This is a genomic window from Xanthomonas sp. Leaf148, assembly GCF_001423585.1.
In the GTDB taxonomy this organism is placed as follows: Bacteria; Pseudomonadota; Gammaproteobacteria; order Xanthomonadales; family Xanthomonadaceae; genus Xanthomonas.
On record NZ_LMOP01000001.1, the window covers coordinates 746,958 to 773,538 of the forward strand.

Genomic DNA, 26,581 nt, shown 5'->3' on the forward strand with positions numbered 1-26,581 from the left:
GCGGGTCAAGGTGAGTCCCCTCCTCCCAGCCATCGCCACGGGGTTCGCATGAATGCCACGCCCGCCACTGCCGATCACACGGCGCCGGCAATCGCCACCGCTGTGCCGACTTACCCGGTCAACCTGCGCATCAATGGTCAGCCCTATCAATTGCAATTGGAAGCCTGGATCAGCCTGCTCGATCTGCTGCGCGATCGGCTCGATCTCACCGGCACCAAAAAGGGCTGCGATCATGGCCAATGCGGTGCATGCACGGTGCTGGTCGACGGCCGCCGCATCAACAGCTGCCTGACGTTAGCGGTGATGCAGGACGGCGCCGACATCACCACCGTCGAGGGCCTGGCCGATGGCGAACAGCTGCATCCGCTGCAGCGCGCCTTCATCGCGCACGATGCGTTTCAGTGCGGGTATTGTACGCCGGGGCAATTGTGTTCTGCGGTTGGCCTGCTCAATGAAGGAAAAGCGCACGACCGCGATCAGGTACGCGAGCTGATGAGCGGCAATCTCTGCCGGTGTGGTGCGTATCCGCAGATCACCGATGCGGTGATGGAAGTGATGGGCAAGCCCAGCGACAGCAGCGACAGCGCTGCCACGCCGTGGACGCCCGGGACGGTGCCGGCATGATCCCGCTCAGCTACGCGCGCCCAGACAGCGTGGATGCCGCGCTCACTGCTATTGCATCGCGCGGCAACGACCCGCAGCCGGTGCCGTCGGATGCGCCCGTGCGCCTGATCGCCGGCGGCACCAACCTCACCGACTTGATGAAGCTGCAAGTGATGCGCCCCAGTAGCCTGGTCGACATCAATCGCTTGCCGCTGGACAGCATTACCACGCCGCCGGAGGGCGGCCTGCGTCTGGGCGCACTCGCACGCAATGCCGATACCGCGTATCACCCAGAGGTCGAGACGCGTTACCCGTTGCTGAGCGCGGCAATCCTGGCGGGCGCGTCGCCGCAGATCCGCAACATGGCCAGCAACGGCGGCAACCTGTTGCAACGTACCCGCTGTCTGTATTTCTACGATCACGCCACACCTTGCAACAAGCGTGCACCGGGCAGCGGGTGTTCGGCCATTGGCGGGCTGACCAAGTACAACGCCATTCTCGGCACCAGCGCGCACTGCATCGCCACGCATCCGTCGGATATGTGCGTGGCATTGGCCGCGCTGAATGCAGTCGTCCATGTGCAAGGCCCGCAAGGCGAACGCGATATTGCCTTTGCCGATTTTCATCGGTTGCCTGGCGATCATCCGGAATTGGACAGCACGCTGGCGCCGGACGAGTTGATCGTGCATATCGATCTGCCCGACGCGCAGCGCTTTGTCGCCCATAGCGCTTATCTGAAAATCCGCGAGCGCCTGTCGTATGCATTTGCATTGGTGTCGGTGGCTGCTGCGCTGGATTTGAAGGACGACGGCAGCATTGGCGAGGTGCGCGTTGCACTGGGCGGGGTGGCGCATAAGCCGTGGCGCAATCCCGATGCAGAAGCGCACCTGGTGGGATTGCCAGCAACCGCAGACACCTTCGCAGCTCTGGCCGATGTCTTGCTGCAAGGTGCACAAGCGCAGGGCGAAAACGCCTTCAAGCTGCCAATGGCGCGCCGCGCCATCGTGCGCGCACTCGAGGTCGCGCGCGAGGGCACCACCGATAACCGCGGGCGCACCAGTGCGCTGGAGCAAGCGCCATGAACGCACGCAGCACCGATCTATCCAACAGCGAACTGACGCCGCCGGTCGCCGATCAAGGCACCGGCTTCCGCCCTACCGGCACCGGTGTGCCGCGCATCGATGGGCGTGCAAAAGTCACCGGCCAGGCGCGCTATGCCGCCGAGTGGCCGGTACCGGATCTGGCTTATGGCGTGGTGGTCAGCAGCACGATCGCCAAGGGCACGATTGTCGGTTTCGATCTGGCTGCCGCACGCGCGGTGCCGGGTGTGCTGGAGATCGTCACCCACGACAATCGCCCGCACATGCGTGGCATGGATCTGTTCTACAAGGACATGACCGCGCCGGCCGGTTCGCCGTTTCGCCCCCTGTACGACAACACCGTGCGCTACAGCGGGCAGCCGGTGGCACTAGTGGTGGCAGACACGTTCGAGGCTGCGCGCCATGCAGCGCATCTGGTGCAGGTTGAATACGCGCAAGAGCCGCACGAAACCAACTTGATGACCAATCTGGAGCGTGCGCACAAACCCAAGGCGTTGAAGGCAGGCTTTTCGCCACCGCCCAAGGACAGGGGCAAACCGGACACTGCCTTCGTCAATGCCGCCTGTCAGGTGCAGGCCGATTACTACAGCGGTGTGGAGCACCACAACCCGATGGAGTTGTTCGCCTCCACCGTCATCCGCGAGGAAGACGGCCACTTCACCATTTACGACAAGACACAGGGCTCGCAGAACAGCCGTTGGTATGTGTCGCATGTGTTCGGCCTGAGCAAGCGCAAGGTCACCGTGCGCAATCCGTATGTGGGCGGCGCGTTCGGCTCCGGTCTGCGGCCGCAATATCAGCTGGCGCTGGCGGTGATGGCCTCGATCAAGCTGGACCGCTCGGTGCGTGTGGTGATGACGCGGCAACAGATGTTTACCTTCGGCCATCGCCCGGAAACCGTGCAGCGGCTCAAGCTCGGTGCAGACCGCGATGGCAGCTTGCGCGCCATCTGGCACGAGGCCATCGCCGAGACCTCGCGCATCGAAGATTACGTCGAGGTGGTGGTCAACTGGAGCGGGCAGCTCTACGCCTGCGACAACGTGCATCTTGGCTACAACTTGGTCAGCCTGGATCAGTACAGCCCGATGGACATGCGCGCGCCCGGTGCCACCCATGGCATGCATGCACTGGAAGTGGCGATGGACGAGCTGGCCTACGAGGTCGGCATCGATCCGCTGGCGCTGCGCCTGAAGAATTACGCCGAGGTCAATCCCGCCGATGACAAGCCGTTTTCCAGCAAGGCGTTGCGCGAGTGCTACCAGCAAGGTGCCGAGCACTTTGGCTGGGCACAGCGTCCGCCGCAGCCGCGCGCACGCAAGGAAGGCCGCGAGTGGGTCGGCTGGGGCATGGCCACCGGGCAATGGGATGCGATGCAGATGTTTGCGCGCGCCCATGCCGTGCTGCACGCCGATGGCCGACTGGTGGTGAGCAGTGCCGCCAGCGATATCGGCACCGGCACCTACACGGTGATGGCGATGATCGCTGCCGAAGCGCTGGGCCTTCCGCTGGAACAGGTGACCTTCCAGCTTGGCGACTCGACGTTGCCTGTCGCACCCATCGAAGGCGGCTCCTCGCATGTCACCACGATCGGCTCGGCGGTGGACGGTGTATGCGGCAAATTGCGCACGCGCCTGCTACGCCTGGCCCAGGCGTTGCCCAACTCGCGCTTTGCGCGGGTCAAGCTGGAAGATGTGGTGTTTGCCGATGGCACGATTGCATTGCGTGCCGATGCCAGCAGCGCGATTGCGTTGCCGGCATTGTTACGTGCGGCCGAACTGGAGCAGATCGAAGACAAGTTCCTGCTGCTGCCCAACGTGCTCAAACAGCGCAAATACACCCGTGCCACGCATGCTGCGGTGTTTGTGGAAGTGCGCGTGGACGAAGAGCTGGGCAGCGTGCGGGTGACGCGCGTGGTCAGCGCGATTGCTGCGGGGCGCATTCTCAACCCGACCACCGCGCGCAGCCAGATCATCGGCGGTGTTGTGTGGGGCATCGGCCAGGCCTTGCACGAACATACCCAGGCCGATCACCGCTTCGGCCGCTTCATGAATCACGATCTGGCGCAGTATCACGTCTCCGCCAATGCCGACATCCACGACATCGAGGTGATCTTTGCAGACGAAGACGACCGCGTGGTCAGCAGCCTGGGGGCGAAAGGCGTCGGCGAGATCGGCCAGGTGGGTGTATCGGCAGCCATCTGCAATGCCATCTTCCACGCCACCGGCAAACGCATCCGCAGTACGCCAATGACGCCGGACAAGGTGATGGCAGACTGAGCGAGCTGCTGCGGGATCTCAGGATCTCGCAGTCAGGGCTGATGGCGTCTCCCACGAGCTCGACATTGCACGATGTCGGGCCCGCTGCGTGATTGCGAACGCGCCGTGCAAACACAAGCTAACCCGGCTCAATCACTCAACGAGATGCAGACCGCATAGCTCGCCAACATCCGTCACGCGCCATCACGCATTGATCGCCGTTGAGCACGCGACACAGTGCCGCTTGACGACTGACGTCAAAACGCGATGACAAATCCAGATCAACACGCCGCGCCAACCCTCTCACCTGTATGCCACCAGCATCACCGTCCGCGCACGGCCTTCTTCTTGCCCGGCGTCTGCGCACTGCCCGCCTGCACCGTGGACAAGGCCATGGTGATCAGACCGGCGATCAAACGCCGCAACACCGCTTCGTTATCCGCCGATGCCTTGAGGCTGGTGGTGGCAAGCCGCAGGATGTAGGCAAGATCGGCTGCCGACATCGCGCTGTTGTCGCGCACATGCGGGCGCAGCAGCTGCACCAGCGTGTCTTCCATCTGCTGGTACAGCGCATCCAGCGCGTCGGGCGCATACACACCGCAGTTGGCAACCAGATCCAGCCCGTTTTCAGAGCCGATCACCGCGGCCACCGGCTCCAGCACCCAGATATCGAACAACTGCCGTAACTGGGTCTGCAGGTCCTGCGTATCGCGTACGCGCTGCGCCGTTGCCGCCGTGCAAATGTCGCGCTGACGCACGACCTGCGCGGCAAAGATCGCCTCCTTGTTGGGGAACGCGGCATACAGCGACGGCCGCGACATCTGCGCAGCCTGGGCGATGTCGCTCATGCTCACCTTGCGGTAGCCATGCCGCAAAAACAGCTGCAGCGCGGTCTCCATGACACGCGCCTCCTTGCTTTCGGCAGGCGCTGTGGCGGGGATAGCCGCCTTCTTCGTTGACTTTACACTTGACATTATTTGTAAATACGTAAATCTTACACGTTCCGCCAATTGTAAAGCACAGCGACCGCCATGACCTCTGCCAACCCGCACACCAGGGGCGCCAGCCGCACCACCCGCGCCTATGCAGCGCTCGAAAAAGAAGGCGCCATGGTGCCGTGGCAGTTCGAACGCCGCGCGGTACGCGCCACCGATGTCGCAATCAAGGTGCTGTTCTGCGGCGTCTGCCATTCGGACCTGCACTCGGTGAACAAGTGGGCCAGCGAATACCCGCTGGTGCCGGGCCATGAAATCGTTGGCGAAGTGATCGAGCTGGGCGCGGAGGTTGAAGGCTTTACGCTGGGCCAGCACGTGATGATCGGCACCATCGTCGACTCCTGCCAACACTGCGCGCCGTGTCAGGCGCATGACGAAGTGTATTGCCACGCCTTCCCCACCCTGACCTTCGATGGCGTGGATCGCGTGGACGGCAGCCGCACGCGCGGCGGCTATTCGGAGTACTACGTGTCCGACGCTCGCTTCGTCTACCCATTGCCCGACGGCCTGGACCCTGCCGCCGCCGCGCCATTGCTGTGCGCCGGCATCACCTGCTTTGCGCCGCTGCACCGCTACGGCATCGGCCCCGGCCACACCGTCGGCGTGGTCGGCATCGGCGGGCTTGGCCATCTCGGCATCAAGTTTGCCCGTGCCATGGGCGCGCATGTCGTCGCCTTCACCACCTCGCCGAAGAAAGCCGCCGAAGCGCACCGCCTGGGCGCGCACGAGGTGGTGGTCTCCACCGATGCGGCGCAAATGCAGGCGCAGGCCTACCGCTTCGATTTCATCCTCGACACCGTCTCGCGCAGCTATCCCATGAACGACATGCTCAAGGCGCTCAATCTCGACGGCACGCTGTGCACGCTGGGTCTGCCCGACCAACTGGATTTCCGCCCGGTGTTGCTGGCCATGGGCCGCCGCAAGGTCACCAGCTCGGGCACCGGCGGCACCGCCGACACCCACACCATGCTCGCGTTCTGCCAGCAGCACGGCATCGTGGCCGATATCGAATTGATCAAGCTGCAGGACATCAACGCTGCATTCGAGCGCGTCCACAACAACGATGTGCACTACCGCTTTGTGATCGATCTGCAGGCATCGGCCTTGTAAGCGGACAGCCGCGCAATGCCTGCGCGGCCGGTGCGCGTGCCGGCATTGCATCGCTGCGTTGCAACGTACGCCCGATGCGCAAACCCGCCTTCCTCAAGCCCTACATGCGATGCGAACCCAACCGGCCGCAGAGCATCACGCTGAGGTAGCGTGAGCGCATCTTCCGCCCTGCAAGGTTCCCGCATGCCTGCGCGCACTACACGTCGTGAGTTGCTTCGTGGTGCGGCAACGCTCGCGGTGCTTTCGCGCATTCCCAGCGGCTGGGCGCTGCCACCGGGGCCATCGCGTGGGCCGGCCTTTATCGAGGCGTTGATCGCGCGCATGAGCATGGAAGAAAAGGCCGGCCAGCTCAGTCTTTTCAGTTCTGCAGAACAGGTCGACAAAGCGATTAACGCCAATCCGGCGAGCAAGGACGGCGCCGGGCGCAACCAGTTGGCCGCGGCGCGGGCCGGGCAACTAACCGGTGTGTTCAACGGCTCCAACGTGCGCTGGCATCGGCAGCTGCAAGAGGCTGCGCTGAGTGGCCGCAGTGGCGGCCACCGGTACGCCGGTCGTGCTGCTGCTGAGCACCGCCCTGCGCTCGCGCTGCAAGGCCCGGCGCTGCAGAGCGCGGCGATCCTGGTCACATGGTTTTTGGCCTCGGAAGCCGGCAATGCAATTGCCGATATCGTGTTCGGTGTGCAGGCGCCCTCTGGCCGTTTGCCGGTGAGTTTTCCCCACGCCGCAGGCCAGGTGCCTTACACCTATGCGCACCCGCCCAGCGGCCACCCCAACCTGGATCCGCACGGCTTGCAGCGGTACACCACGCATTACCGCGACGTGCCCAACACGGCGCTGTTCCCGTTTGGCCATGGCCTGACCTACGGGCGCATCGCCTACACCGATCTGCAGCTAAGCGCGCCGCAGATGACGGCGACCGGCAGCCTGCAAATCACCGCGCGCATCAACAACCATGGCAGCCGCGACGCCGACGAAGTGGTGCAGCTCTATCTGCGCGACCGCACCGCCAGCGTTGCCCGCCCGGTGCGTGAGCTCAAGGACTTCCGCAAGGTCAGGGTACCTGCCGGCGGTAGCGTCGGCGTGCAGTTCGAGCTGCGTCGCGCGCATCTGGTGTTTGTCGGGCAGGCAATGACCCCGATCGTGGAGTCGGGCCTGTTCGACGTGTGGCTTGCGCCATCTGCCGAAGCCGATGGCGTGCATGCGCAATTCGAGTTGTTGGGCTGAGTCACCAACAAAGCGCAGCGGGCCGCCGCCAATCGGGCATGGATGGCGCACAGGCGCCACGGGGCAGCCGAGGTGCATGACAGCGGCGAGCACAGACAGCACGTGTTCGCTGCTGGCGCGGTCACTTCATCGGTTGCTCCAAGCGCGCCGCTGCGGAGACCACCACTGCACCGGCTGATCTTGCGAGTGCTGGACAACCGCGGCGCATCGGATGTCGCTGCGTGCTATTCCCCGGCCAGCACCTGTGCCAGAAACGGCGCGGTGCGACTGGCACGGTGCCGCGCAACCGCATCCGGCGTGCCGGCAACCACCACGTCGCCGCCGGCACCGCCTGCGCCCGGCCCCATGTCCAGCACCCAATCGCTGCTGGCAGCCACGCGCATATCGTGCTCGACCACGATCACCGTATTGCCGGCGTCCACCAGTCCTTGCAGCTGGGTCATCAAAGTATCCACGTCGGACGGATGCAGGCCGGTGGTGGGCTCGTCCAGCACGTAGACGGTGTCGCGCCGCTGGGCGCGTTGCAGTTCGGTGGCCAGCTTGATGCGCTGCGCTTCGCCACCGGACAACTCGGTGGCCGGCTGGCCCAGACGCAGATAGCCCAGCCCCACTTCGCGCAACACTTGCAACGGCCGCAACACGCTGGCGTCGTCGGCAAAAAATGCCGCCGCCTGATCCACCGTCATCGCCAGCACCTGCGCGATGGTGTGCCCGCGCAGTTCGATCTCCAGCGTCTTGGCGTTGTAGCGCGCGCCGTGGCAGGTGGGGCACGGTGCGTATACGCTGGGCATGAACAGCAATTCCACCGACACCGAGCCTTCGCCTTCGCACGTGGCGCAGCGGCCCTTGGCGACGTTGAACGAAAATTGCCCGGGGTCGTAGCGACGGCGGCGCGCAGTGGGCGTGGCCGCAAACAACTTGCGCACCGGATCGAACAAGCCGGTGTAGGTGGCCAGGTTGGACCGCGGCGTGCGGCCGATCGGTTTCTGATCCACCCGCACCAGCCGGCGCACGCGATCGAGCCCGCCGACGATCGCGCCACCCAGCGGCACCTGCGTGCCGCGCTCCAAGGGGTCCAGCGCGTCGTCCTCTTCAGACGCTGCATGACCAAGATGCGCGGCCAGCAATTCCACCAGCGCCTGGCTCACCAGCGACGATTTGCCCGAGCCGGACACACCGGTCACCGTGGTGAACACGCCCAACGGCAGATCCACATCCAGCGCGCGTACGTTGTTGCGGGTGATGCCGCGCAGCTGCAGCCAACCGGTCGCGGCGCGCGCATGGCTTAGCACCGCCGGTGGCGTGCCGAACAGATAACGCCGCGTGGACGATGCCGCCACCGCGTCCAGACCCGCTGGCGGCCCGCTGTAAAGCACCTGCCCGCCATGGACGCCGGCCGCAGGGCCCACGTCCACGATCCAGTCGGCATGGCGGATCACATCCACCTCGTGCTCCACCACGAACACCGAATTACCCGCCGCCTTCAACTGGTCCAGCGCCCCCAGCAACGCCTGCGCATCGGCTGGATGCAAGCCCGCCGATGGCTCGTCCATCACATACACCACGCCGAACAACTGCGAGCGGATCTGCGTGGCAAGCCGCAGGCGTTGCAGCTCGCCCGGCGACAGCGTGGGCGTGCTGCGCTCCAGGCTGAGATAACCCAGGCCCAGCGCCTGCACCACGGCGATCCGCGCGCGCAAATCCTCGGCAATGCGTTGCGCGGCGATCACCTGTTCCGGGTGCTGCGCGGCATCCTTCTTTTTTGCCTGCGTCCGCACATCGGCATCGGCAGCCGGGCGCAACAGCTCGGCGACTTCATCCAGCGGCCTGCGCGACAACTCGCCGATATCCAGCCCGGCAAAGGTCACCGACAACGCCTCGCGTCGCAGCCGCTTGCCATCGCATTGCGGGCACAGCGTGCTGACCAGATACTGGGCCACGCGCTTTTTCATCTGCGCGCTCTGCGTGCTGGCAAAGGTGTGCAACACATAGCGCCGCGCACTGGTAAAGGTGCCCATGTAGCTGGGCTCTTCCTTACGTTTGAGTGCGCGCTTGACCTCGTCCAGGGTGTAACCGGCATACACCGGCACCACCGGTTGCTCATCGGTGTACAGAATCCAGTCGCGGGTTTTCTTCGGCAGCGTGTGCCACGGCACATCTACATCGTGGCCCAGCGTGGTGAGGATGTCGCGCTGGTTCTGCCCGTGCCAGGCACCCGGCCAGGCGGCTACCGCGCGCTCGCGGATGCTCAGGCTGCGGTCGAGCACCATGGTGGCTTCGGTGGCGTCGTAGATGCGGCCCAGGCCGTGACAGGTGGGACAGGCACCGGCCGGCGTATTGGGCGAAAACCCGTCCGCATAGATGATCTCCTGCCCAGGCGGATAATTACCCGCACGCGAATACAGCATGCGCAGCGAGTTGGAGATGGTGGTGACGCTGCCTACCGACGAGCGCGCACTCGGTGCGCCGCGTGCCTGCTGCAGGGCCACCGCTGGGGGCAGCCCGTCGATGGCATCCACCTCCGGCACGCCCACCTGGTCGATCAGGCGACGCGCATACGGCGAGATCGAATCCAGATAGCGGCGCTGCGCCTCGGCAAAAATAGTGCCGAACGCCAGCGACGACTTGCCCGAACCAGAGACGCCGGTGAACACCACCAGCGCATCGCGCGGAATGTCCACGTCCACATTCTTGAGGTTGTGCTCGCGCGCACCGCGCACGCGCACCAGGCCGGAGGAAGACGACGTTGCGTTAGACATGACTAGCGAACCGACATTCGACAGCGCCCTAGCCTAGCGCGGCATGCATGCAGCCGATGTCGTTGCAACATCGTAGCGTCGTTTAGATGCAGGCAGATGCTCGGATCAAAAGCCTGGTTGGTCGAAGGCGCGGTGCCCTCACCGCTCGCGGGACACGCCGTGAATCCGTCCGTGGAGGCTCGGTGGCGGCATCCATGCCGCCACACGGTCCCGCAATCAGCGAGAACACCGCACCAGAGAGTTGATCGGTCGCTAGATGAAAAGCGGGCCATTTCGCTACCTGCGTTGGCTTGCTGGTACGAGTCGCACAGCTGCATTTGAGCCAGCGAGTTAAGAGCGGCTAACAAAACGTAGCGAGCAGTCGTCAGGTGGGTGCGGACGGCGCGGAGAAACCGGAGTGTACGAGTGGTACATGAGGATTCCGAGCACCGGCCGCGCCCGCCTGGCGGTGAGCACAGTCGTTTTGGTAGCTGCTCTAAAAGCACACCATGCATCTTGCGACTCTGCACACCGACCATCTCCGGTGGTCCTTGCCCGCCTACCGTCGCGGGACCTTACGCGGCATGGATGCCGCGTAAGAGCTTACAAGGACGTACTTGCAGCGTGTCCCGCGATGGTGGGCGGGCAAGGGCCCTGCAGCCAGGCCGCAACTCAGCCGCTCTGCAATCGACGCATCCACACCGTAAATCGCACCTAGCAACCTGGCCGTGTATCGATGGGAACCGCACCCCGGCCGCGCGCACCTCGCGGTGAGCGCAGTCGTGTTGCCTGCTGCTCTACAACGCGCTCATCCCAACGCATGCGCCGGCACCGGCTGCTCGCCGGTAGCCGCAAGTGCCTGCATGCGCATGACAACGCCACTAAACAGCCGTGCGGTGGCGGCATTGCGGGTGCGAAAGATGGCTTCCAGTTCACCGTAGTACCACAACGTGCCTTCGCGCCCGGCAGTGAACACGTTGAAGATGTCCTGACCCACGGCGGGGTTTTCCAGGTCCTGCACAATGGTGCGCGCGTTATAGAGCTTGTCGCAGCCGGACACCAGAAGCGCACGCTCGGGTGTCTTGCGCAGGTGCTCCAGGTAGGCCTGCTTGCGCTCGCGCCAATCGCGTTTGCGCGCACGCTCGGTGTTGTCCACCTCCGCCTTGTCTTCGGCAGTGGCATCGGTACACGCCATCACGATGTCGGCCACCGTATCGCCGAACTGCGCGCGGATCGAGGCCTCGTGCCCGCCGCCGCAATCTTCCACCACATCGTGCAGCAAACCGGCAATGGCCTGCTCTTCATCGCCACCGCATTCCAGCACCAGCGTAGACACGCCGAGTAAATGGCTCAGATATGGAATCTGCGTGCCCTTGCGCACCTGTCCAGCATGGGCGATACGCGCGTAATCCACGGCCTGGGCGTAACGTTCGGTGAGAGCGGTCATTGGGCGTCCGATGCGAGCGATGGCATATTATCGCCGAGCCCGACCACGCGCAGGGTGAGGATGCTGCGATGCGCAATTTAGGCTCAATGACGCGCCATTGCGGCCGATAGGATCAAGAGCAACAAGCAAAAGGATTGTGCAACCGCCAGGCGGGCGCGGCCGGTGCTCGGAGTACCACTCGTACACTCCGGTTCTGGGCGCGCGGTCCACATCCACCTGACGACTGCTCGCTATGTTGTGTTAGCCACTCTAAGCTCGATCCACGCCGTACGATTTTCTCTACGCCATGACCCAACTTCCTGTTTGCAACGCCTGCCGCGACGGCCGCGACTTTCCCACCGCCATCACCATGGCCTTCCAGCCGATCGTGGACGTCTCCACGCGCAGCATCTATGCCGGCGAGGCACTGGTGCGCGGCGTCAACGGCGAGTCGGCCGGCAGCATCCTGGCCGCTGTGGATGAGCGCAACCGCTATGCCTTCGACCAGGCCTGCCGTATCAAGGCGATCGAATGCGCCGCGCAGATCGCGCTACCGGCGCTGCTGTCGATCAACTTCATGCCCAATGCGGTCTACAACCCCGAGCACTGCCTGCGCGCCACACTCTCGGCCACCGAGCAACACGGCTGGCCGCTGGACGCGATCATCTTCGAGGTCAGCGAGCAGGAACATCTCACCGACCCCGCGCATCTGCTGGATATCCTGCGCACCTATCAAGCGCGCGGCATGAAGACCGCCATCGACGACTTCGGCGCCGGCTATGCCGGGCTCGGCCTGCTGGCCGACTTCCAGCCGGACCTGCTCAAGCTGGACATCGCCCTGATCCGCGGCATCGACACCGACCGCAGCCGCCAGGCCATCGTGCGCCACGTCACCCGCATGTGCGAAGAACTCGGCATCGCCGTGATCGCCGAAGGCATTGAAGAACCCGACGAATACCGCACCCTGCGCGACATGGGCATCCACCTGCAGCAAGGCTACCTGTTCGCCAGACCGCAGATCGGCCTGCTACCGCAGGTGCAGTGGCCGGAGTGAGCGCGTGCAGGCGTGCGCATGAGTGAAACGAAACAGAACGCTCATCATCCCGCCTCATCAACGATCAGCCACACACCACCCGACCCCGGGAAGCATCAAAGCGCACACAAACCGCTCCAACGAATCCCCAATTCCGAATCCCGAATCCCAGCGGCGCCCCAGCCCCCCATCCCAGCCCCGCCAAACATTCCGCGCCGCTCACACATACCGCGGAATCGGCCCCAGCTGCGGCGTCTGATCCGGCAGTTCCACTTCCACTTCGTCCACATAGCACCAGCCCCAGCCTTCGGGCGGGTCGTAGCCTTCGATGATGGGATGGCCGGTGGCGTGATAGTGCGCGGTGGCATGGCGATGCGGGGAGTCGTCGCAGCAGCCCACGTGGCCGCAGATACGGCACAGGCGCAGATGCACCCAGGGGCTGTCGATGGCAAGACACTCTTCGCAGCCACGCGCACTGGGCGTGACCTCTTCGATCTGCGCGGTGTGGGTGCACTGGTGGCTCATGCGGTGGTCGACTCCTGATTGGCGCTGGCAAGTTCGGAGGCCGGCACCGGGTTGGCCTGATGGGCGAGATATTGATGGATCTGTGCGACCACAGCGGCACCCTCGCCCACCGCAGCCGCCACGCGCTTGACCGAGCCGGCACGCACATCGCCGATGGCGAACACGCCAGGGCGATTGGTTTCTAGCGGCAAACACGCCGGCACGCCGTCGCCACGCGCAGTGCCGGTAATGACGAAGCCACGCGCGTCGGTGTCCACGCATTGCTGCACCCACGCGGTATTGGGATCGGCGCCGACAAACAGAAACAAATGCCGCAACTCCACGCGCGTGGTTGCACCGTCGCCGCGCGTCCGCAGCACAGCAGCCTGCAGGCCGCGATCGTGGTCGCCTTCCAGCGCGGTCACGTCGGTGCCGGTATGCAGGTGCACGTTGGGCAACGCGGCAATGCGCTCGATCAGGTATTGCGACATCGAGGCTTCCAGCCCGGTACCGCGGATGATCAGGTGCAGTTCCTTGACGCGCGGCGCCAAAAACGCCACCGCCTGCCCTGCAGAATTGCCCCCGCCCACCAGCGCCACCACGCCGCCCTCGCACAGGCGCGCTTCCACCGGCGAGGCCCAGTACGACACGCCGTGGCCTTCGAAGCGGTCCAGCCCTTCGATCTGCGGGCGTCGATAGCGCGCGCCCGAGGCAATCACCACGGTGCTGGCCAGCAGCTGCTTGCCGTCGGCCAGATCCAGACGCAGCGCGCCATCGTCGCGACTGCACTCCAGCGTTGCCGCTTCAATCGGGATGGCCAGCTCTGCACCGAATTTCAGTGCCTGGTTATAAGCGCGGCCGGCCAGCGCCTGCCCCGAAATCCCGGTCGGAAAGCCCAGATAATTTTCGATGCGTGCCGATGCCCCGGCCTGCCCGCCGATGGCGCGCTGGTCCATTACCAGCACCGACAAGCCTTCGGACGCGGCGTAGACCGCCGTCGCCAGACCCGCAGGGCCGGCGCCCACAATCGCCACGTCGTAGCGCTTGTCCGGGTCGATATCCGGCGTCATGCCCAGGCAATGCGCGGCTTCGGCATCGCTGGGCTGGCGCAGCACGCGGCCGCTGGGGCAAACCATCACCGGCAGATCGTGCTTCTGGATGCCCAGCCGTTCGACCAGGGCGCGGCCCTCGGCATCGGACACATCCATCACCGTGTTGGGATAGCCGTTACGGGTCAAGAACCCCTGTAACCGGGTCAGGTGCGGATCGTCCGGCGCGCCGATCAAGACCGACCCCGACGCATCGCCTTCGATCAGGCCCACGCGGCGCAGGATCAACGCACGCATCACCACCTCGCCCACTTCGGCCGAACTGATCATCAGCGCGCGCAGATGCGCGGTGTCGAAGGGCAGCGCCAGGCAGCCGTCGGTCCCGGCACGTCCGGCCGCCAGCGATGCGCGACCGGCCAGCTGACTCACCTCACCTGTGAACTGGCCGGGCGTGTGCCGGGTGATCGGCTTTTCGTTGCCGAGCCCGTCACGGCGCACCACCTCGATGGCGCCTTCCAGCACCACCCACACCGGTGCGTGCGCGTCGCCGACCTCGAACACGATCTCGCCGGCGTCGAACCGCTGCGCCGGCCCGCTGGCAAAGCGCCGCGTGATCGCCAACTGGCCCGCGTCCAGCTCGGGAAACATCTGATGGTGACGGGTATCGTCCAGAGGCATGGATCGGCAGCATTTGAGGGGGGATTGCATGCAAGCATGGCCAGTGGTGACGGCAATGGCAATCACCCGAAATAGGCAAGGTCAGGCATACCAGACGACACGCAGTGGCAAGCGCACGCGAGCGCAGGCAGCTGCCAGAGACGCGCGTGCAGGTCGCTGTAAAACCACCCGCGCTCAGCCAAGCACCACCGGCCAATCGACTGCCCGCATGTGCATCAGCGCTGCGCCGGCTGCCAATGCGGGCCGTGCTGCCCTGCCGACATGCGCTCGGCCGGACGCACACGAAACACAACGCTCACGCGCTCGCCCACCGCCCGGCCGGTCTTGGGAATGCCATGCGTGTGCGTGAGCTGCGATGCATGACTCATCGCCAACAGGCTGCCCGACGCCAATTCCATGCTGATGGCGCGGCTGCGGCCATCGTTTGCGCGCAGATGCATGCGCCTTGCAGCCCCCAGCGACAGCAGCGCGATGGGATGCGGCGCAAGCAGCGTGTGTAGCGCGTCGTGATGCATCGCCACGCTGTCGCGCCCATCGCGGTACAGATTCAACCCCACTGCGTTGTACGGGGCGGGCAACACCGCCTGCACTGTATCAAGCAAGCGCTGCAACGGCAGGCCGGGCGGCAACGCGGCGTCCAACCGGTAAGAGGCCAGCAAGCGCGGCACCACCACCACGCGGTCGTACATCTCACGCCGCTGGCTGTGCCAGTCGGCGCGCTCGCGCAGTGCCGCGAAGCACTCCAGCGCCAGTGCGGGCGTCAGCAGCTGCGGCCAATAGCGCACGCCGCCTTCGGCATCGTCCAGCACCTGCAAGGGCGCGACGGGGGTGTCGAACAAATCCATCTGCGTCATATGCGGGCGAATGCCCAGGATTTCAGCTGCGCGCTGTCGTTACGCAGTGCGCCCACCCGACTAGTTCAGTTTCATGCTGCGGGACGCAAATACCCTGCGTGTCGTTCACGCCATGGGCTACCCGTGGGTGTCTGGAAGTTGCAGCATCGTTCTGTGCATTGCAGCTCTCCTTCCGAGGCCGTGGTTTGCGGCGCGTCCAGCTGCGTTGACCAAGCTGCTGACAAACCCGTTGCCGTTGCCGTTGCCGAGCAAGTGGTGCACATCGTGCTGGCCGCACGCAGCGAGGCGGTGTTGCATGCAACTACCGCGTGCAGCGACGCAGCTGGCGTACTTATCTTAAAAGTTCTTCTCGTACATATCAGTGGCGAGCATGCCGAGCAGGTCAAGGCAAAGACGCGCATCGCGCACATCGATCGACGATGGCGGCGTTGCAATCTTGTTGATTGACAGGGAGTGATGCGACAAAGACAAGGCGTTGAACCATTGCGACGCTTAGCCGTCAACGATGCAGCTGCATGCCGCGCTTCACTGTAGGTATGGCTGCTGCACCGCTGCTTGCGTGCTCGCTTAACGGCGCATCGCCACCCTATATCCACCTAGCGACCCCAACAACAATCATCCCATCGTGCGCGGCGTGACGCCTGTGGCAGGCAACGTCGCTGTGCTACGGTCCGGCGCTGCATCCGCCGGAGACGTTTCGCATGCCGCACCGATCGATCGCATCCTCGCCTCTGCGTTGGCTGGTGCTGTTTGCCAGCCTTGCTGTCACTGCCGGCAGCGCAGCGCCACGCGCGGCCGAGTCTGCCTTCAACGCGGTGGACCCGTTCATCGGCACCGGCGGCGAAGGCCACACCTATCCCGGTGCCACGGTGCCGTTCGGCATGGTGCAGTTGAGCCCGGATACGCAGATCAAACCGCGCAAGGAGGCCTACGGCTGGGCTGCGGGGTATCGGCATAGCGACAGCACCATCGTCGGGTTCTCGCACACGCATTTTTCCGGCTCCGGGCATTCGGATCTGGGCGACATCCTGCTGATGCCGCAAGTTGGCGAGGTCAAGCTGGAGCGCGGCGATGCCAGCAAACCCGGCAGCGGCTATACCGCGCAGTTCGATCACGCCAGCGAGCAGGCGCAGCCCGGCTATTACGCAGTGACGCTGAAAGACCGTGCTATCCGTGCCGAACTCACCGCCAGCGCACGCGTGGGCATGCATCGCTATACCTTCCCCAAGGGCAAGCCGGCGCATGTACTGGTGGATCTGCGCACCAGCCTGTACGACTACCCCGGCAAGGTGCAGTGGTCGCGGTTGCGCGTGCGCAGCGATGGCACCGTCACCGGCTTTCGCGAAACACGCGGCTGGGCACCGGGGCGGCAGTTGTATTTCGCCATGCGTTTTTCCCGCCCACTCACCGCCACGCAGCTGCACGACACCGAGCAGGACATCCCGTACAAGGGCTTCCCGCCGCCGGGCGACAAGCACCCCGCGCAACGTGCGCAGATCGAAGGCCGGCAACTGGTCGGCGTATTCGATGTGGCCAACGACGGCACACCGCTGGTGGTCACCGTGGCGCTGTCGCCGGTCAGCGAAGACGGCGCCATCGCCAATCTGCAGGCCGAAGTGCCGGACTTCGATTTCAACCGCGTCCGCGCAGATGCCCGCGCGCAATGGACCCAGGCGCTGTCGGCGATCGATGCGCAAGGCACGCCGCAACAGCGCACCCAGCTCTACACCGCGCTGTATCACACCCTGCTCGGGCCCACGCTGTTCATGGACAGCGATGGCCGCTATCGCGGGCCGGACAACGCCGTGCATCAAGCCAACGGCTGGACCAACTATTCCACCTTCTCGCTGTGGGACACCTATCGCGCACTGCACCCGCTGCTCACCCTGGTGCAGCCGGCGCAACGCAGCAGCGACGTGGTCAATTCCCTGCTCGCGTCGCGCCGCGAAAGTGCCTACGGCATCCTTCCCGTTTGGGCATTCCACGGCCTGGAAACCTGGTGCATGATCGGCTACCACGCGGTGCCGGTGATTGCCGATGCCTACATGAAAGGCATCGGCGGCTTCGATGCCAACGAAGCGCTCGATGCTATGGTTGCCAGCGCCAACTACGGCCCCTACGACGGCATCGCGCAATACCGCGAGCTGGGTTACGTACCCATCGACGAAGAAGGCGAAGCCGCATCCAAGACACTGGAATACGCCTTCGACGACTGGACTATCGCGCGCATGGCCGGTGCGCTCGGCAAGCGGGAGATTGCCGCCGAATTCACCAAACGCGCCGGCAACTGGAAGCATGCCTTCGACCCGGCCACCGGCTACCTGCGGGCCCGCACCCGCGCTGGTAATTTCCGCGAACCGTTCGATCCCTCGGCCAGCGGTTACGGCAGCGACTACACCGAAGGCAATGCGTGGCAATACTCGTGGTACGTGCCGCAGGATGTCGCCGGGCTCGCCGCCGCGCATGGCGGCGAAAACAAGCTACTTGCGCGGCTGGACGCGGTGTTCGACGCCAAGGTCGACCCCAAGGTGTTTGAGCACATGGAAGACATCACCGGCCTGATCGGCTGGTACGCACACGGCAACGAACCCAGCCACCACGTCGCCTATCTGTACGCCTACGCGGGCCAGCCGTGGCGCACGCAGGCGCGCCTCACCCAAATCATGGACAGCCAATACCACGCCGGCCCCGAAGGCCTGGCCGGCAACGACGACCTCGGCCAGATGTCGGCCTGGTACGTGTTCACCACCCTGGGGTTCTATCCGGTCGCGCCGGGCAGCAACCAATACATCATCGGCCGCCCGTTCCTGCCGCGCGCCACGCTCAACCTACCCAACGGCAAGCATTTCAGCATCATCGCCGACGGCGTGAGCAAAGCGCGCCCGTATATCGGCAGCGTCTCGCTCAACGGCACGCCTTTGACTCGCGCCTACCTGACCCATCAGGAGATTCAGGCCGGCGGCGAACTGCGCGTGCGCATGCAGGCAACACCGAACACACAATGGGCCACCGACCCGGCGCAGCGGCCGTATTCGATGTCGGCACCTGCGTCGGCTCAGTAATAGATGCCCATTCGCAACCCGCAGGTATCGCGCTCCACCACCGCTGGCAGACTGCCAGCGGTTCCTGCGGCAATGCGCTGCGCGCTCCAATGGGCCACCAGGGCATCGAGGACATCGTCTGGCTGGGCGCATGCGCGCGGCACGCGCTCCAGCAGCGACGCAACGCGCTCCGCGCCGTAGTGATCGCCTAACAAGCTGCGCCGTTGTCGGTGCCCTTCGCTGCTTTTCTTGGGTGCCGCCAGGCCTTGCCCGCCGGCAAGCGCTGCGAACGACACTTCCGGATGCACCTCGAATACGTGCTCCGCCCATGCGGGGTCTGCACGCAACGCGCTATCCCAATCGCGAATCTTGGGCAGCAACGCAAACGACTGCGCACCAAAGCCGCGTTGCTTTTCATGATCCAGCACGCGGTGCAACGCCGATGCTTCTGCTTGTGTTTCAGCCTGCAAGATGCCGCGCAACGGCGCCGCAAAGATGCTGCACGCACGGCGCCCACCCACAAAGCGGCGCGCTTGCACCTCTGCCGCTCGTGAGGCGTGATCACTCAATCCCAGCGGAATATCGACACCCAGCACGTCCACCCCGTGCAACGCCACCGTCAGCTCGGCCACCGTTGCGTAATACGCAAATGCCAGCGCTTCGCCAGCCTCCCAACCGCAACCCAGCCGCTGCGTGCACCGTCCACGCCTACACAATGGTGTCGTTTCACGTACCGGTTCTCGCTAAAGAAATGCATCGGTTGACTGCCATGTGATGCAACAGCGCCTGTCCTGCGTTACACGTTCACATGGCGCACAACATTTGAGCAGCGTCGATCCACCCGTGGTGACTCACTGCCGGCTTCGATCACACCAAAGCCTCCCCTTCTCCCGCCGGGAGACGATGCCCGAAGGGCGGATGAGGGTACGCAAGCTCCACCAACACTCCGAGCACCATCCACACTTACCGCGTCATCACCACCGTCTGGATCGCATGCGCCGGAATCTCCAATTCACTCGACGCCTCACCCACATACAGGTTGTAGCGGATCGCCACGTCGCTGGCATTCATCACCACCGTCGCCAGTGACCCATCGCGGTTGGCAAATGCAGTCGTCATCAGATTGCTGCGGCTACTGGCCGCACTCACCCGCCGCGCACCCGGCCGGATGAACTTGGAAAAGTGGCCGATATACCAATAGCTCGGCGTATAAGTCACCTCACCCGTGCGCGTGTCGGCGTGCACCGGTGCAAAGCAGTAATTGCCCACATGATTGGGCCCACCGTTCTGGTCGAGCAGGATGTTCCAGTCGGTCCAACCCACCGCACCATGATTGAGGTCGTTGATGATGGCGGTGCCATAGCGCTCGCCATTGGGCCAGTACTGCAACTTGGCTGGGTCGAACTTTTCCACCGCCGCTTCGGTGAGCAGCAGATGCTTGTCCGAGTACGCCTGCGCGACCGCTGCAACGTTTTCCACCATCGGCTCGAATCCGGCCCAGGTTTCGTACCAATGAAACCCCATGCCCCACGCGTATTTGGCCGCTTCCGGGTCGTCGAAGATCACGTGCGCACGGTGCACCATCATGTCGCGGTTGTGGTCCCACACGATGATCTTGCGGTCGCCATAGCCGGCGCTCGCCATGGTCGGGCCGAGATGGTTCTTCAGGAAGTCACGCTCTTCTTCGGCCGAAAACAGCATCGACTCCCAGGTCTGCACCGCCATCGGCTCGTTCTGCAGGCTGATGCCCCAGATCGGGATGCCGGCCTTTTCGTATGCCGCAATAAAACGCGTGTAGTAGCTCGCCCAGGCCTGCGCATACTCCGGTAACAGCTTGCCGCCCTTGAGCATGTTGTTGCTGTCTTTCATGAAGGCCGGCGCGCTCCATGGGCTCGCAAACGTGGTGAGCGTGCCGCCGGCCGCAGCGATGGCCTGGCGCAGCATCGGAATGCGGTATTTCGCATCGTGCTTGACCGAAAAACTCTTCAGCGCCGCATCGCCTTCCTTGATGTAGGTGTAGCTGCCGCTACTAAAATCCGAGCTGTGGATGGTGGTGCGCGCCAACGTATAGCCGATGCCCTTTTGTGGGTCGTAGTAGGCGGTGAGCAGCGCACGTTGCGCAGGCTTGGGCAGTTTGGCAAAGGTCTCCGCACTGGAATCGGTAATCGCACCGCCGATGCCCAGCAGCTCCTGAAACTGGCGCTGCGGATTGACGAAGATGGAGTTCTCTTTTTCTGTCAGCGCATGCCCTGCCCTGGGCGCATCAGCGGTGCTGACACGCATCTGCTGCGATGCGCCTTGGGCGGACGTGTAGACGCGTAACGCGCCGGCGGGTGCTGCTGGAGGAGTAGCAGCATCTACAACGGCAGCTTCTACCGTATTCGCCGCAGGAGTAGAGGCAGATGATGCCGTTGATGCCGGCATCGGAATCGGCGTTGTTGCCGCTGCGGACGCTGCAGATGCCAATACTGTTTCAGTCGCAGCGCTCCAAACGCCAAGCACGCCCATCACCGACCACGCAATCGCTCGCTTCACCGTGCACCCTCCCAGGTTGGTCGCACAGCCTAACCGACCGACGCGCCGCAAATGCCCCCACAAACGAGCACAAGCGCGAATTGCTTCTCCCCGTTGAACAAGTGCTCGGCGAGCGCATGACGGCATGTCTGCTGAGCTTAAAGCCAAGCCAGTCAATCAACGCCGCAGTCTCACCCTTCTCCCGTCGGGAGCAGGTGGCCCGAAGGGCCGGATGAGGGTACGTCTGCATGGATTGGTGTCCAGTCCATCAATCAACGCAACAACACAGATGCCAACCAGGACAGCACGTCCATTATTCCCAGCACCCTTACTCATGCCCCGGCCCCATCCTGCGGCGCGAGCGCTCCAAAACACGTACGCCAGTCGTGTACAAGCTGTCTTTCGCCCGGAGCGATGAAGGACGCAAGTCATCTGCAAGTCCACTACAGCGCAGACCGTGCCAACCGATCCAGAATCCCAGGCACTTCCACCCCAAGCTCCCGCGCCAGAAACCCCACCGGCCCGATTCTCTTGGCCAACTGCCTGCCTGCGGCCGCATGCACCAACACGCCCCATAACGCAGCGGTCAACGCGTCGCAGCCGCGCGCGGCAAAACCGGCAATCAATCCCGCCAGGACATCGCCAGAGCCGGAGGTGCCCAACCCGGACGCACCGCCGCGATGCACCCACAGCGCGCCATCCGGCCCGGCAATAACACTGTCCGCGCCCTTGACGATCACCACGCTGCGCATCGTCTTCGCAAACGCCAACGCGTAGTCGCCAGGCGCCGCTTCCACCGCCGCCTTGTCGTCGCCGGCCAGCGTGGCCATCTCGCCGGCATGCGGCGTCAGCACGAACGGGCGGCCCACCGGCGCACGCAAACGTGGCGACAACGCGCCCGCATCCAGCACCAATGTGCACACCGCCTGCGCAATCGCACGTTTGACCAACGCCGCAGTGGTGTTGGTCGACGCCATCCCCGGCCCGATGACCGCCGCATCGCAGGACGCCATGGCCGCATCGAGCGCGCGGTGCCCGCGCACAATTTCTCCTTGCGCGTTCTGCCCCAACCCGAGCACCAAGGCTTCCGGAACCGCCAACGCCATCCCTGGTGCAACGCTCGCCGCGGTGGCGATCTGCAGCTTGCCCGCGCCCGCACGCAATGCCGCCTCGCCGGCCAACAACGCGGCGCCCGGCACACGCATCGATCCACCCACAATCAGCACGCGCCCACGCTGCTCCTTATCGCCACCGGGCGATGGCAGCGGCATCGCCCGCAATGCCGCTGCGGTGAGCATCCGCACGCGTGCCGCAGCCATGTCAGCGCGCTCCTGCCGGCCGATCGGACTCGGTGGTCACCGGCTCCTGCGCCAGCTCCGGCGACACGAACTTGGTGCGTACCAGCTCCAGCGACTGCCCATCGGCTGCGGCCACGTACTCGGTCACCCCGCAATTGGGCACATCGCCCTCGCGGTCGATGCCCAGAATGGTGGCCTCGTCCATCCGCTCGATCAGATAGCGGAAGCAATTGACGATCACCTGATGCCCCACGATCAACACGCGCGCACCCACATGATTACGCTGCAAATCGCCCACGATGCTGCGCAGGCGAAAGATCACATCGCACCAGCTTTCGCCACCGGGCGGGCGGAAGTAGAACTTGCCCACCAAGTTACGTTGCTCAAACAACGCGGGAAACGCATCTCGAATACCGGAGGTGGTGTAACGGTCGAGCACACCGAATTCCTTTTCGCGCAGCCGCTCGTCCAAGCTCACTGCACCGGCGGGTTGGCCCAACGCCCGCGCCACCGCTGCGGCGGTCTGCCTCGCACGCACATAGGTGGAACTCAGGATCAAGGTCGGCCGCTCGTGCTCGGGTAGTCCCGCCATCCACGCACCCAGGGCCTCCGCCTGGCGCTCACCCAGCGGCGAAAGCGGAATATCCGCATCGCGATGCTCCAGCTCGATCAGCGCCGCTCCCTTGGCCTCGGCCACATCGCGCGCCACATTGCCTGCGCTCTGCCCATGCCGCACCACCCACAACCGCGCCGGCCACTGCGCCGACACCCCTGCAACCGCACTGTTCTCACTCACATGCATCTCCTGCAACAAGCCCCACATGTCGCACAGCGGCCGTGAAAAAACGGTCGACCAGCGCATCTGCACGAACTGCAACGCAGCGCACGCAGCACCTATGACCAATGGCCTACAGCCCAGCGAACGCAACGGATGGCTAACGCAACGCCGCTATACTGCAGCCCCCCCGCCTGCCTGCTCCCCATGTCCAACGTTCTGCTGCTACGCACGGCGAAAGAGCGCGAAGAACTGCTGCTGGAAGAGGTGCTCGACGCCACCGAACAGTGCATCGACGAGATCGGCCTCAACGCCACCAGCTTCGAACTGATTGCCGAACGCGCCAAGGTCTCCTGCGGCAGCCTGCTGCAACGCTTCGAAGACAAAGACGCATTGGTGCGCGCACTGCTGGAGCGCAACTACATGCGCGCCATCCGTCAGATGTGGCTGGTGGACCGCCCGGCCAACGTGCACGTGGTGGATTTCATTGCAGGCCTGCTCGAAGAATGGCTGTTGCAGGAAATCAACATCAAACGCACCCGCATCGACCTGGAGCTGCACCTGGCCACCCTGCGCGACCCGGTGCTTGCCGCCTTCATGCGCCGCCAGAGCGCATCGCTGATCGAGCACCTCAGCGCCCTGCTCAAGCGGCTACTGCGCGGCCACGCCGACCCCGCCAGCAGCGAACAGGAATTCCAGGCCCGCGTCTTCGCCGTCGCCGCCATGTGCGGCGGCCTGCACAGCGTGATGACCAGCGGCATGGAACTCAACCGCATGCATTTGCAGCTGATTTTGCGCGAGAGTTTGTCGGGGATTTTGAAGTCTGCGCCGGTATAGGGTCAGCGACGTTCGTGTGCTTCCAAGCTAGCGGGCCACTGCACCTGCACCAACACAGCCGTGAGCTGGTCGCTCAGTAGCTCCAGACAAAACGCCAACTCGTCCATGCAGATGGACGGCTGCCGCAACTGCTGTTCAGCCTGCGTGCGCGGTTGCGCAAGATGGGACAGAAAGCGCATGTGGTCGCGCAATTGCTGCAAACGGTACTGAGCGCCCTCTGGCAGAAAGTAGCCAAGGTCGGCGTCGAAGGGAGGATAGGCCTCGGTCATAGAATCTCTCGCATCCACGAAATCAAGAGAAACCACCGTTTTCGGAGGTGGCAACCCGCTGCACGAGGAGTTCCGAGGCTCCATGAGACGAAGATTGCTATCGCCAAAGGAATAGGTCAAGTGCAATAGCAAAAACTAGACTTCGCGCCATTCCTGGCCGAGCCTGACTGCCGCTCCAGTCACGGAAGTCGGCCATTATGGCTTTTGCCAGATAAGATATCGGCAAGTGCACAACATCTCCCTGTTTCCAGGCCAAACCGTTGGAAATCCAAGCGTGATTGTTTACCAGTCGACCAAAGCTGCGTTCCTGCAGCTCTCGCAACAACAGCCTATCGAACGGGTGATTTCTAACGCTTACACCGTCAAGACTGGGAGATATGCGCCCGAGAGCGAGTTCAGAGCGTGGAGGCACTCTCTTACGCAAATGGCTGACGTTCTCAGTGACGACACCCTCCCAGATGAAATGGGCGTCGGAATCGAGTTCGGCATCGCGCAAACCGCCAAGCGCATCGACTTCATTCTGAGTGGGCTAGGCGAAGCGGATGAACCGCACGCGATCATCGTAGAGCTCAAGCAATGGTCTACTTCATCCGTTACCGATAAAGACGGCATCGTCAAGGCTCAGCGTGGCGGGCCAAAAGAGAGCGAAGGCCCCCATCCGTCTTACCAGGCCTGGTCTTATGCCGCCCTGCTACAAGGATTCAACGAAGCGGTGCACGAAGGAGCAGTGCAGCTAAAACCATGCGCGTACCTGCACAACCATTTTCGCGATGGCACCATCAACGATCCGCGCTATGCCGCTTACACCGACAAGGCGCCGTTGTTTCTACGGGGCATTGAGGAGAAGCGCAAGCTACGCGAGTTCATTCGTCAGCATGTACGAAAAGGCGATAGCGGAGAATTGCTGTACAAGATCGAGCAAGGTCGTATCCGTCCATCCAAGATGCTTGCCGACAGTGTGGTCCGCATGCTCAAGGGAAACCAGGAGTTCGTGCTGATCGACGAACAGAAGCTGGCCTACGAAACCTGCCTGGCACGGGCAGCACAGGCTAGCGCCGAACGCAAACAGGTCCTGATAATCAAGGGTGGCCCCGGCACCGGAAAGTCCGTAGTGGCAGTGAATCTGCTGGTTGAGCTGACAAAGCGTGGCATCACCACCAAGTACGTGTCCAAGAACGCAGCTCCGCGCGCGGTGTATGCGGAAAAGCTAGCCGGACATATACGCAAGATTGAAATCGGCAACCTGTTCTCCGGCTCAGGCAACTTTCACCAGGCCGAAAGGGACGTATTTGGAACCTTGGTAGTAGATGAGGCCCACCGCCTAAACGAGAAGAGTGGCCTGTACGGCAACCTTGGCCAGAACCAGGTGATGGAGCTGATCCGCAGCGCCCACTGCGCCGTCTTCTTCGTCGACGACGACCAGATCGTCACGCTGTCCGACATCGGCCATAGTGGCGAATTGCGCCAATGGGCCGCGCACTTCAACGCAGAGGTGACCGAACTCGAGTTGACATCACAATTTCGATGCGCTGGCTCGGATGGCTACATCGCTTGGCTGGATGACGTCCTTGGTATTCGAGAGACCGCCAACACCAAGTTCGACCTTGGTACTTACGAATTCGGTGTGCTCGATTCGCCCCATGAGCTGCATGAGTTGATCCGCGACAAGAACCACACCGCCAACAGATCCCGAATGGTTGCCGGTTATTGCTGGGACTGGAAGAGCAAAAACGATCTGAAGGCTTGGGATATCGAAATTCCCGACCACAACTATCGTGCCCAATGGAACCTCGGCAGCGACGGTAGCCTATGGGCCATAGCCGCGAACTCCGTTGAGCAGGTCGGCTGCATCCACACCTGTCAGGGCCTGGAAATGGACTACGTTGGCGTGATCATAGGTCCAGACCTGGGGTGGCAAGACGGCCGCGTGGTCACCGATGCCAACAAACGTTCAAGGCAGGACCGCTCGATTCGCGGCTACAAGTCGCAGGCAAAGAGTAACCCCGATCTGCATGATCGCGTGGACCGCATCATCCGAAACACATACAAGACCTTGATGAGTCGGGGGATGAAGGGGTGCTATGTCTATGTCAGCGACCCGGAACTTAAGGAAGCAATGCTGGCACGACTGATCTAGACACGACACGGACGCTGAAGGATTGGTAGATCGAGCAACCGTTGAGCGAGGACGGCACCGTGTACGGCTAGCTCAGCCACTAGGCCTGTAATGAAGCAGATGCAATAAATCAGGACCGTCAAACCGCGTTGCCAGGCGATC

General features: G+C 63.7%; 21 protein-coding genes and 2 other RNA genes. 11 read left to right on the plus strand and 12 right to left on the minus strand.

Translation table 11 applies throughout. The features are described 5' to 3' along the window. Positions 1-48 precede the first annotated feature (48 nt). From ASF90_RS03080 to ASF90_RS03090, 3 genes are read left to right on the plus strand one after another with little or no spacing between them, the layout of a single operon-like run. Positions 49-624, plus strand: coding sequence for a 2Fe-2S iron-sulfur cluster-binding protein (locus ASF90_RS03080; RefSeq protein WP_055845683.1), 576 nt, complete (start codon positions 49-51; stop codon positions 622-624). Then, on the plus strand, positions 597-1,685 hold the full coding sequence (locus tag ASF90_RS03085) for a xanthine dehydrogenase family protein subunit M (protein WP_055845686.1): 1,089 nt from the start codon (positions 597-599) through the stop codon (positions 1,683-1,685). Before ASF90_RS03080 ends, ASF90_RS03085 begins: the two co-directional genes overlap by 28 nt. Next, positions 1,682-3,979 carry a xanthine dehydrogenase family protein molybdopterin-binding subunit gene (locus ASF90_RS03090; RefSeq protein ID WP_055845689.1) on the plus strand — a complete coding sequence of 766 codons (2,298 nt, stop codon included), beginning with the start codon at positions 1,682-1,684 and terminating at the stop codon, positions 3,977-3,979. Before ASF90_RS03085 ends, ASF90_RS03090 begins: the two co-directional genes overlap by 4 nt. A 302-nt stretch (positions 3,980-4,281) precedes the next feature. Here ASF90_RS03090 and ASF90_RS03095 read toward each other — a convergent pair whose 3' ends face one another. Continuing rightward, positions 4,282-4,857, minus strand: a complete 576-nt coding sequence (locus ASF90_RS03095) for a TetR/AcrR family transcriptional regulator (protein WP_236699182.1) — start codon at positions 4,855-4,857, stop codon at positions 4,282-4,284. Between the two features lie 132 nt (positions 4,858-4,989). Here ASF90_RS03095 and ASF90_RS03100 point away from each other — a divergent pair, with 132 nt between their 5' ends. Both ASF90_RS03100 and ASF90_RS03105 read left to right on the plus strand, forming a co-directional pair. Continuing rightward, a complete protein-coding gene (locus tag ASF90_RS03100; RefSeq protein WP_082473384.1) occupies positions 4,990-6,063 on the plus strand; it encodes an NAD(P)-dependent alcohol dehydrogenase in 1,074 nt (357 codons plus the stop codon). A 183-nt stretch (positions 6,064-6,246) separates the two neighbouring features. Next, a complete protein-coding gene (locus ASF90_RS03105; RefSeq protein WP_236699183.1) occupies positions 6,247-7,287 on the plus strand; it encodes a fibronectin type III-like domain-contianing protein in 1,041 nt (346 codons plus the stop codon). A gap of 224 nt (positions 7,288-7,511) precedes the next feature. Here the strand turns inward: ASF90_RS03105 and ASF90_RS03110 are convergent, their stop codons facing one another. The 3 genes from ASF90_RS03110 to ASF90_RS03115 all read right to left on the minus strand — a co-directional run bounded on the left by ASF90_RS03110 (position 7,512) and on the right by ASF90_RS03115 (position 11,472). Next, complete coding sequence (locus tag ASF90_RS03110; RefSeq protein ID WP_055845700.1) at positions 7,512-10,046, minus strand: excinuclease ABC subunit UvrA; 2,535 nt, start codon at positions 10,044-10,046, stop codon at positions 7,512-7,514. Between the two features lie 338 nt (positions 10,047-10,384). Further along, positions 10,385-10,460: non-coding RNA, sX9 sRNA (locus ASF90_RS21270), on the minus strand. 373 nt (positions 10,461-10,833) lie between these two features. Next, positions 10,834-11,472 carry an HD domain-containing protein gene (locus ASF90_RS03115; protein ID WP_055845701.1) on the minus strand — a complete coding sequence of 213 codons (639 nt, stop codon included), beginning with the start codon at positions 11,470-11,472 and terminating at the stop codon, positions 10,834-10,836. 170 nt (positions 11,473-11,642) lie between these two features. On the opposite strand from ASF90_RS03115, the gene ASF90_RS21280 reads away from it, so the two are divergent. Beyond that, positions 11,643-11,718: non-coding RNA, sX9 sRNA (locus ASF90_RS21280), on the plus strand. A gap of 40 nt (positions 11,719-11,758) precedes the next feature. Next, positions 11,759-12,505 (plus strand): EAL domain-containing protein, encoded by a 747-nt coding sequence (locus ASF90_RS03120; protein ID WP_055845705.1) that lies wholly within the window; start codon positions 11,759-11,761, stop codon positions 12,503-12,505. 198 nt (positions 12,506-12,703) lie between these two features. Here the strand turns inward: ASF90_RS03120 and ASF90_RS03125 are convergent, their stop codons facing one another. From ASF90_RS03125 to ASF90_RS03135, 3 genes are all read right to left on the minus strand, one after another. Then, positions 12,704-13,009, minus strand: a complete 306-nt coding sequence (locus ASF90_RS03125; protein ID WP_055845708.1) for a UBP-type zinc finger domain-containing protein — start codon at positions 13,007-13,009, stop codon at positions 12,704-12,706. Continuing rightward, complete coding sequence (locus ASF90_RS03130; RefSeq protein WP_055845710.1) at positions 13,006-14,715, minus strand: FAD-dependent oxidoreductase; 1,710 nt, start codon at positions 14,713-14,715, stop codon at positions 13,006-13,008. The genes ASF90_RS03125 and ASF90_RS03130 overlap by 4 nt, the downstream gene beginning before the upstream one ends. Positions 14,716-14,930: 215 nt before the next feature. After that, complete coding sequence (locus tag ASF90_RS03135) at positions 14,931-15,560, minus strand: alpha-ketoglutarate-dependent dioxygenase AlkB (RefSeq protein ID WP_055846291.1); 630 nt, start codon at positions 15,558-15,560, stop codon at positions 14,931-14,933. Positions 15,561-15,692: 132 nt separating this feature from the next. On the opposite strand from ASF90_RS03135, the gene ASF90_RS23170 reads away from it, so the two are divergent. Then, on the plus strand, positions 15,693-16,016 hold the full coding sequence (locus tag ASF90_RS23170; protein WP_153066540.1) for a hypothetical protein: 324 nt from the start codon (positions 15,693-15,695) through the stop codon (positions 16,014-16,016). 254 nt (positions 16,017-16,270) lie between these two features. Continuing rightward, positions 16,271-18,631: a GH92 family glycosyl hydrolase gene (locus tag ASF90_RS03140; protein WP_055845713.1), complete on the plus strand. Its 2,361-nt coding sequence runs from the start codon at positions 16,271-16,273 to the stop codon at positions 18,629-18,631. On the opposite strand, the gene ASF90_RS03145 is transcribed toward ASF90_RS03140, so the two are convergent. The 4 genes from ASF90_RS03145 to ASF90_RS03160 all read right to left on the minus strand — a co-directional run bounded on the left by ASF90_RS03145 (position 18,625) and on the right by ASF90_RS03160 (position 23,224). Next, positions 18,625-19,326 carry a DUF429 domain-containing protein gene (locus tag ASF90_RS03145; protein WP_236699184.1) on the minus strand — a complete coding sequence of 234 codons (702 nt, stop codon included), beginning with the start codon at positions 19,324-19,326 and terminating at the stop codon, positions 18,625-18,627. The genes ASF90_RS03140 and ASF90_RS03145 overlap by 7 nt on opposite strands. 247 nt (positions 19,327-19,573) lie before the next feature. Next, positions 19,574-20,893: a glycoside hydrolase family 30 protein gene (locus tag ASF90_RS03150; RefSeq protein ID WP_055845716.1), complete on the minus strand. Its 1,320-nt coding sequence runs from the start codon at positions 20,891-20,893 to the stop codon at positions 19,574-19,576. Positions 20,894-21,567: 674 nt separating this feature from the next. Continuing rightward, the gene (locus ASF90_RS03155) at positions 21,568-22,443 is read right to left on the minus strand and encodes an NAD(P)H-hydrate dehydratase (protein ID WP_055845719.1); all 876 of its coding nucleotides are present in this window, start codon (positions 22,441-22,443) and stop codon (positions 21,568-21,570) included. A gap of 1 nt (position 22,444) precedes the next feature. Continuing rightward, positions 22,445-23,224: a histidine phosphatase family protein gene (locus ASF90_RS03160; protein WP_055846294.1), complete on the minus strand. Its 780-nt coding sequence runs from the start codon at positions 23,222-23,224 to the stop codon at positions 22,445-22,447. A gap of 180 nt (positions 23,225-23,404) precedes the next feature. Here ASF90_RS03160 and ASF90_RS03165 point away from each other — a divergent pair, with 180 nt between their 5' ends. Further along, positions 23,405-24,034, plus strand: coding sequence for a TetR/AcrR family transcriptional regulator (locus ASF90_RS03165; RefSeq protein WP_055845724.1), 630 nt, complete (start codon positions 23,405-23,407; stop codon positions 24,032-24,034). Between the two features lie 2 nt (positions 24,035-24,036). On the opposite strand, the gene ASF90_RS03170 is transcribed toward ASF90_RS03165, so the two are convergent. Continuing rightward, positions 24,037-24,303, minus strand: a complete 267-nt coding sequence (locus ASF90_RS03170) for a hypothetical protein (protein ID WP_055845728.1) — start codon at positions 24,301-24,303, stop codon at positions 24,037-24,039. Between the two features lie 226 nt (positions 24,304-24,529). Here ASF90_RS03170 and ASF90_RS03175 point away from each other — a divergent pair, with 226 nt between their 5' ends. Further along, positions 24,530-26,440: a DUF2075 domain-containing protein gene (locus ASF90_RS03175; RefSeq protein ID WP_236699185.1), complete on the plus strand. Its 1,911-nt coding sequence runs from the start codon at positions 24,530-24,532 to the stop codon at positions 26,438-26,440. Positions 26,441-26,581: the final 141 nt, after the last annotated feature.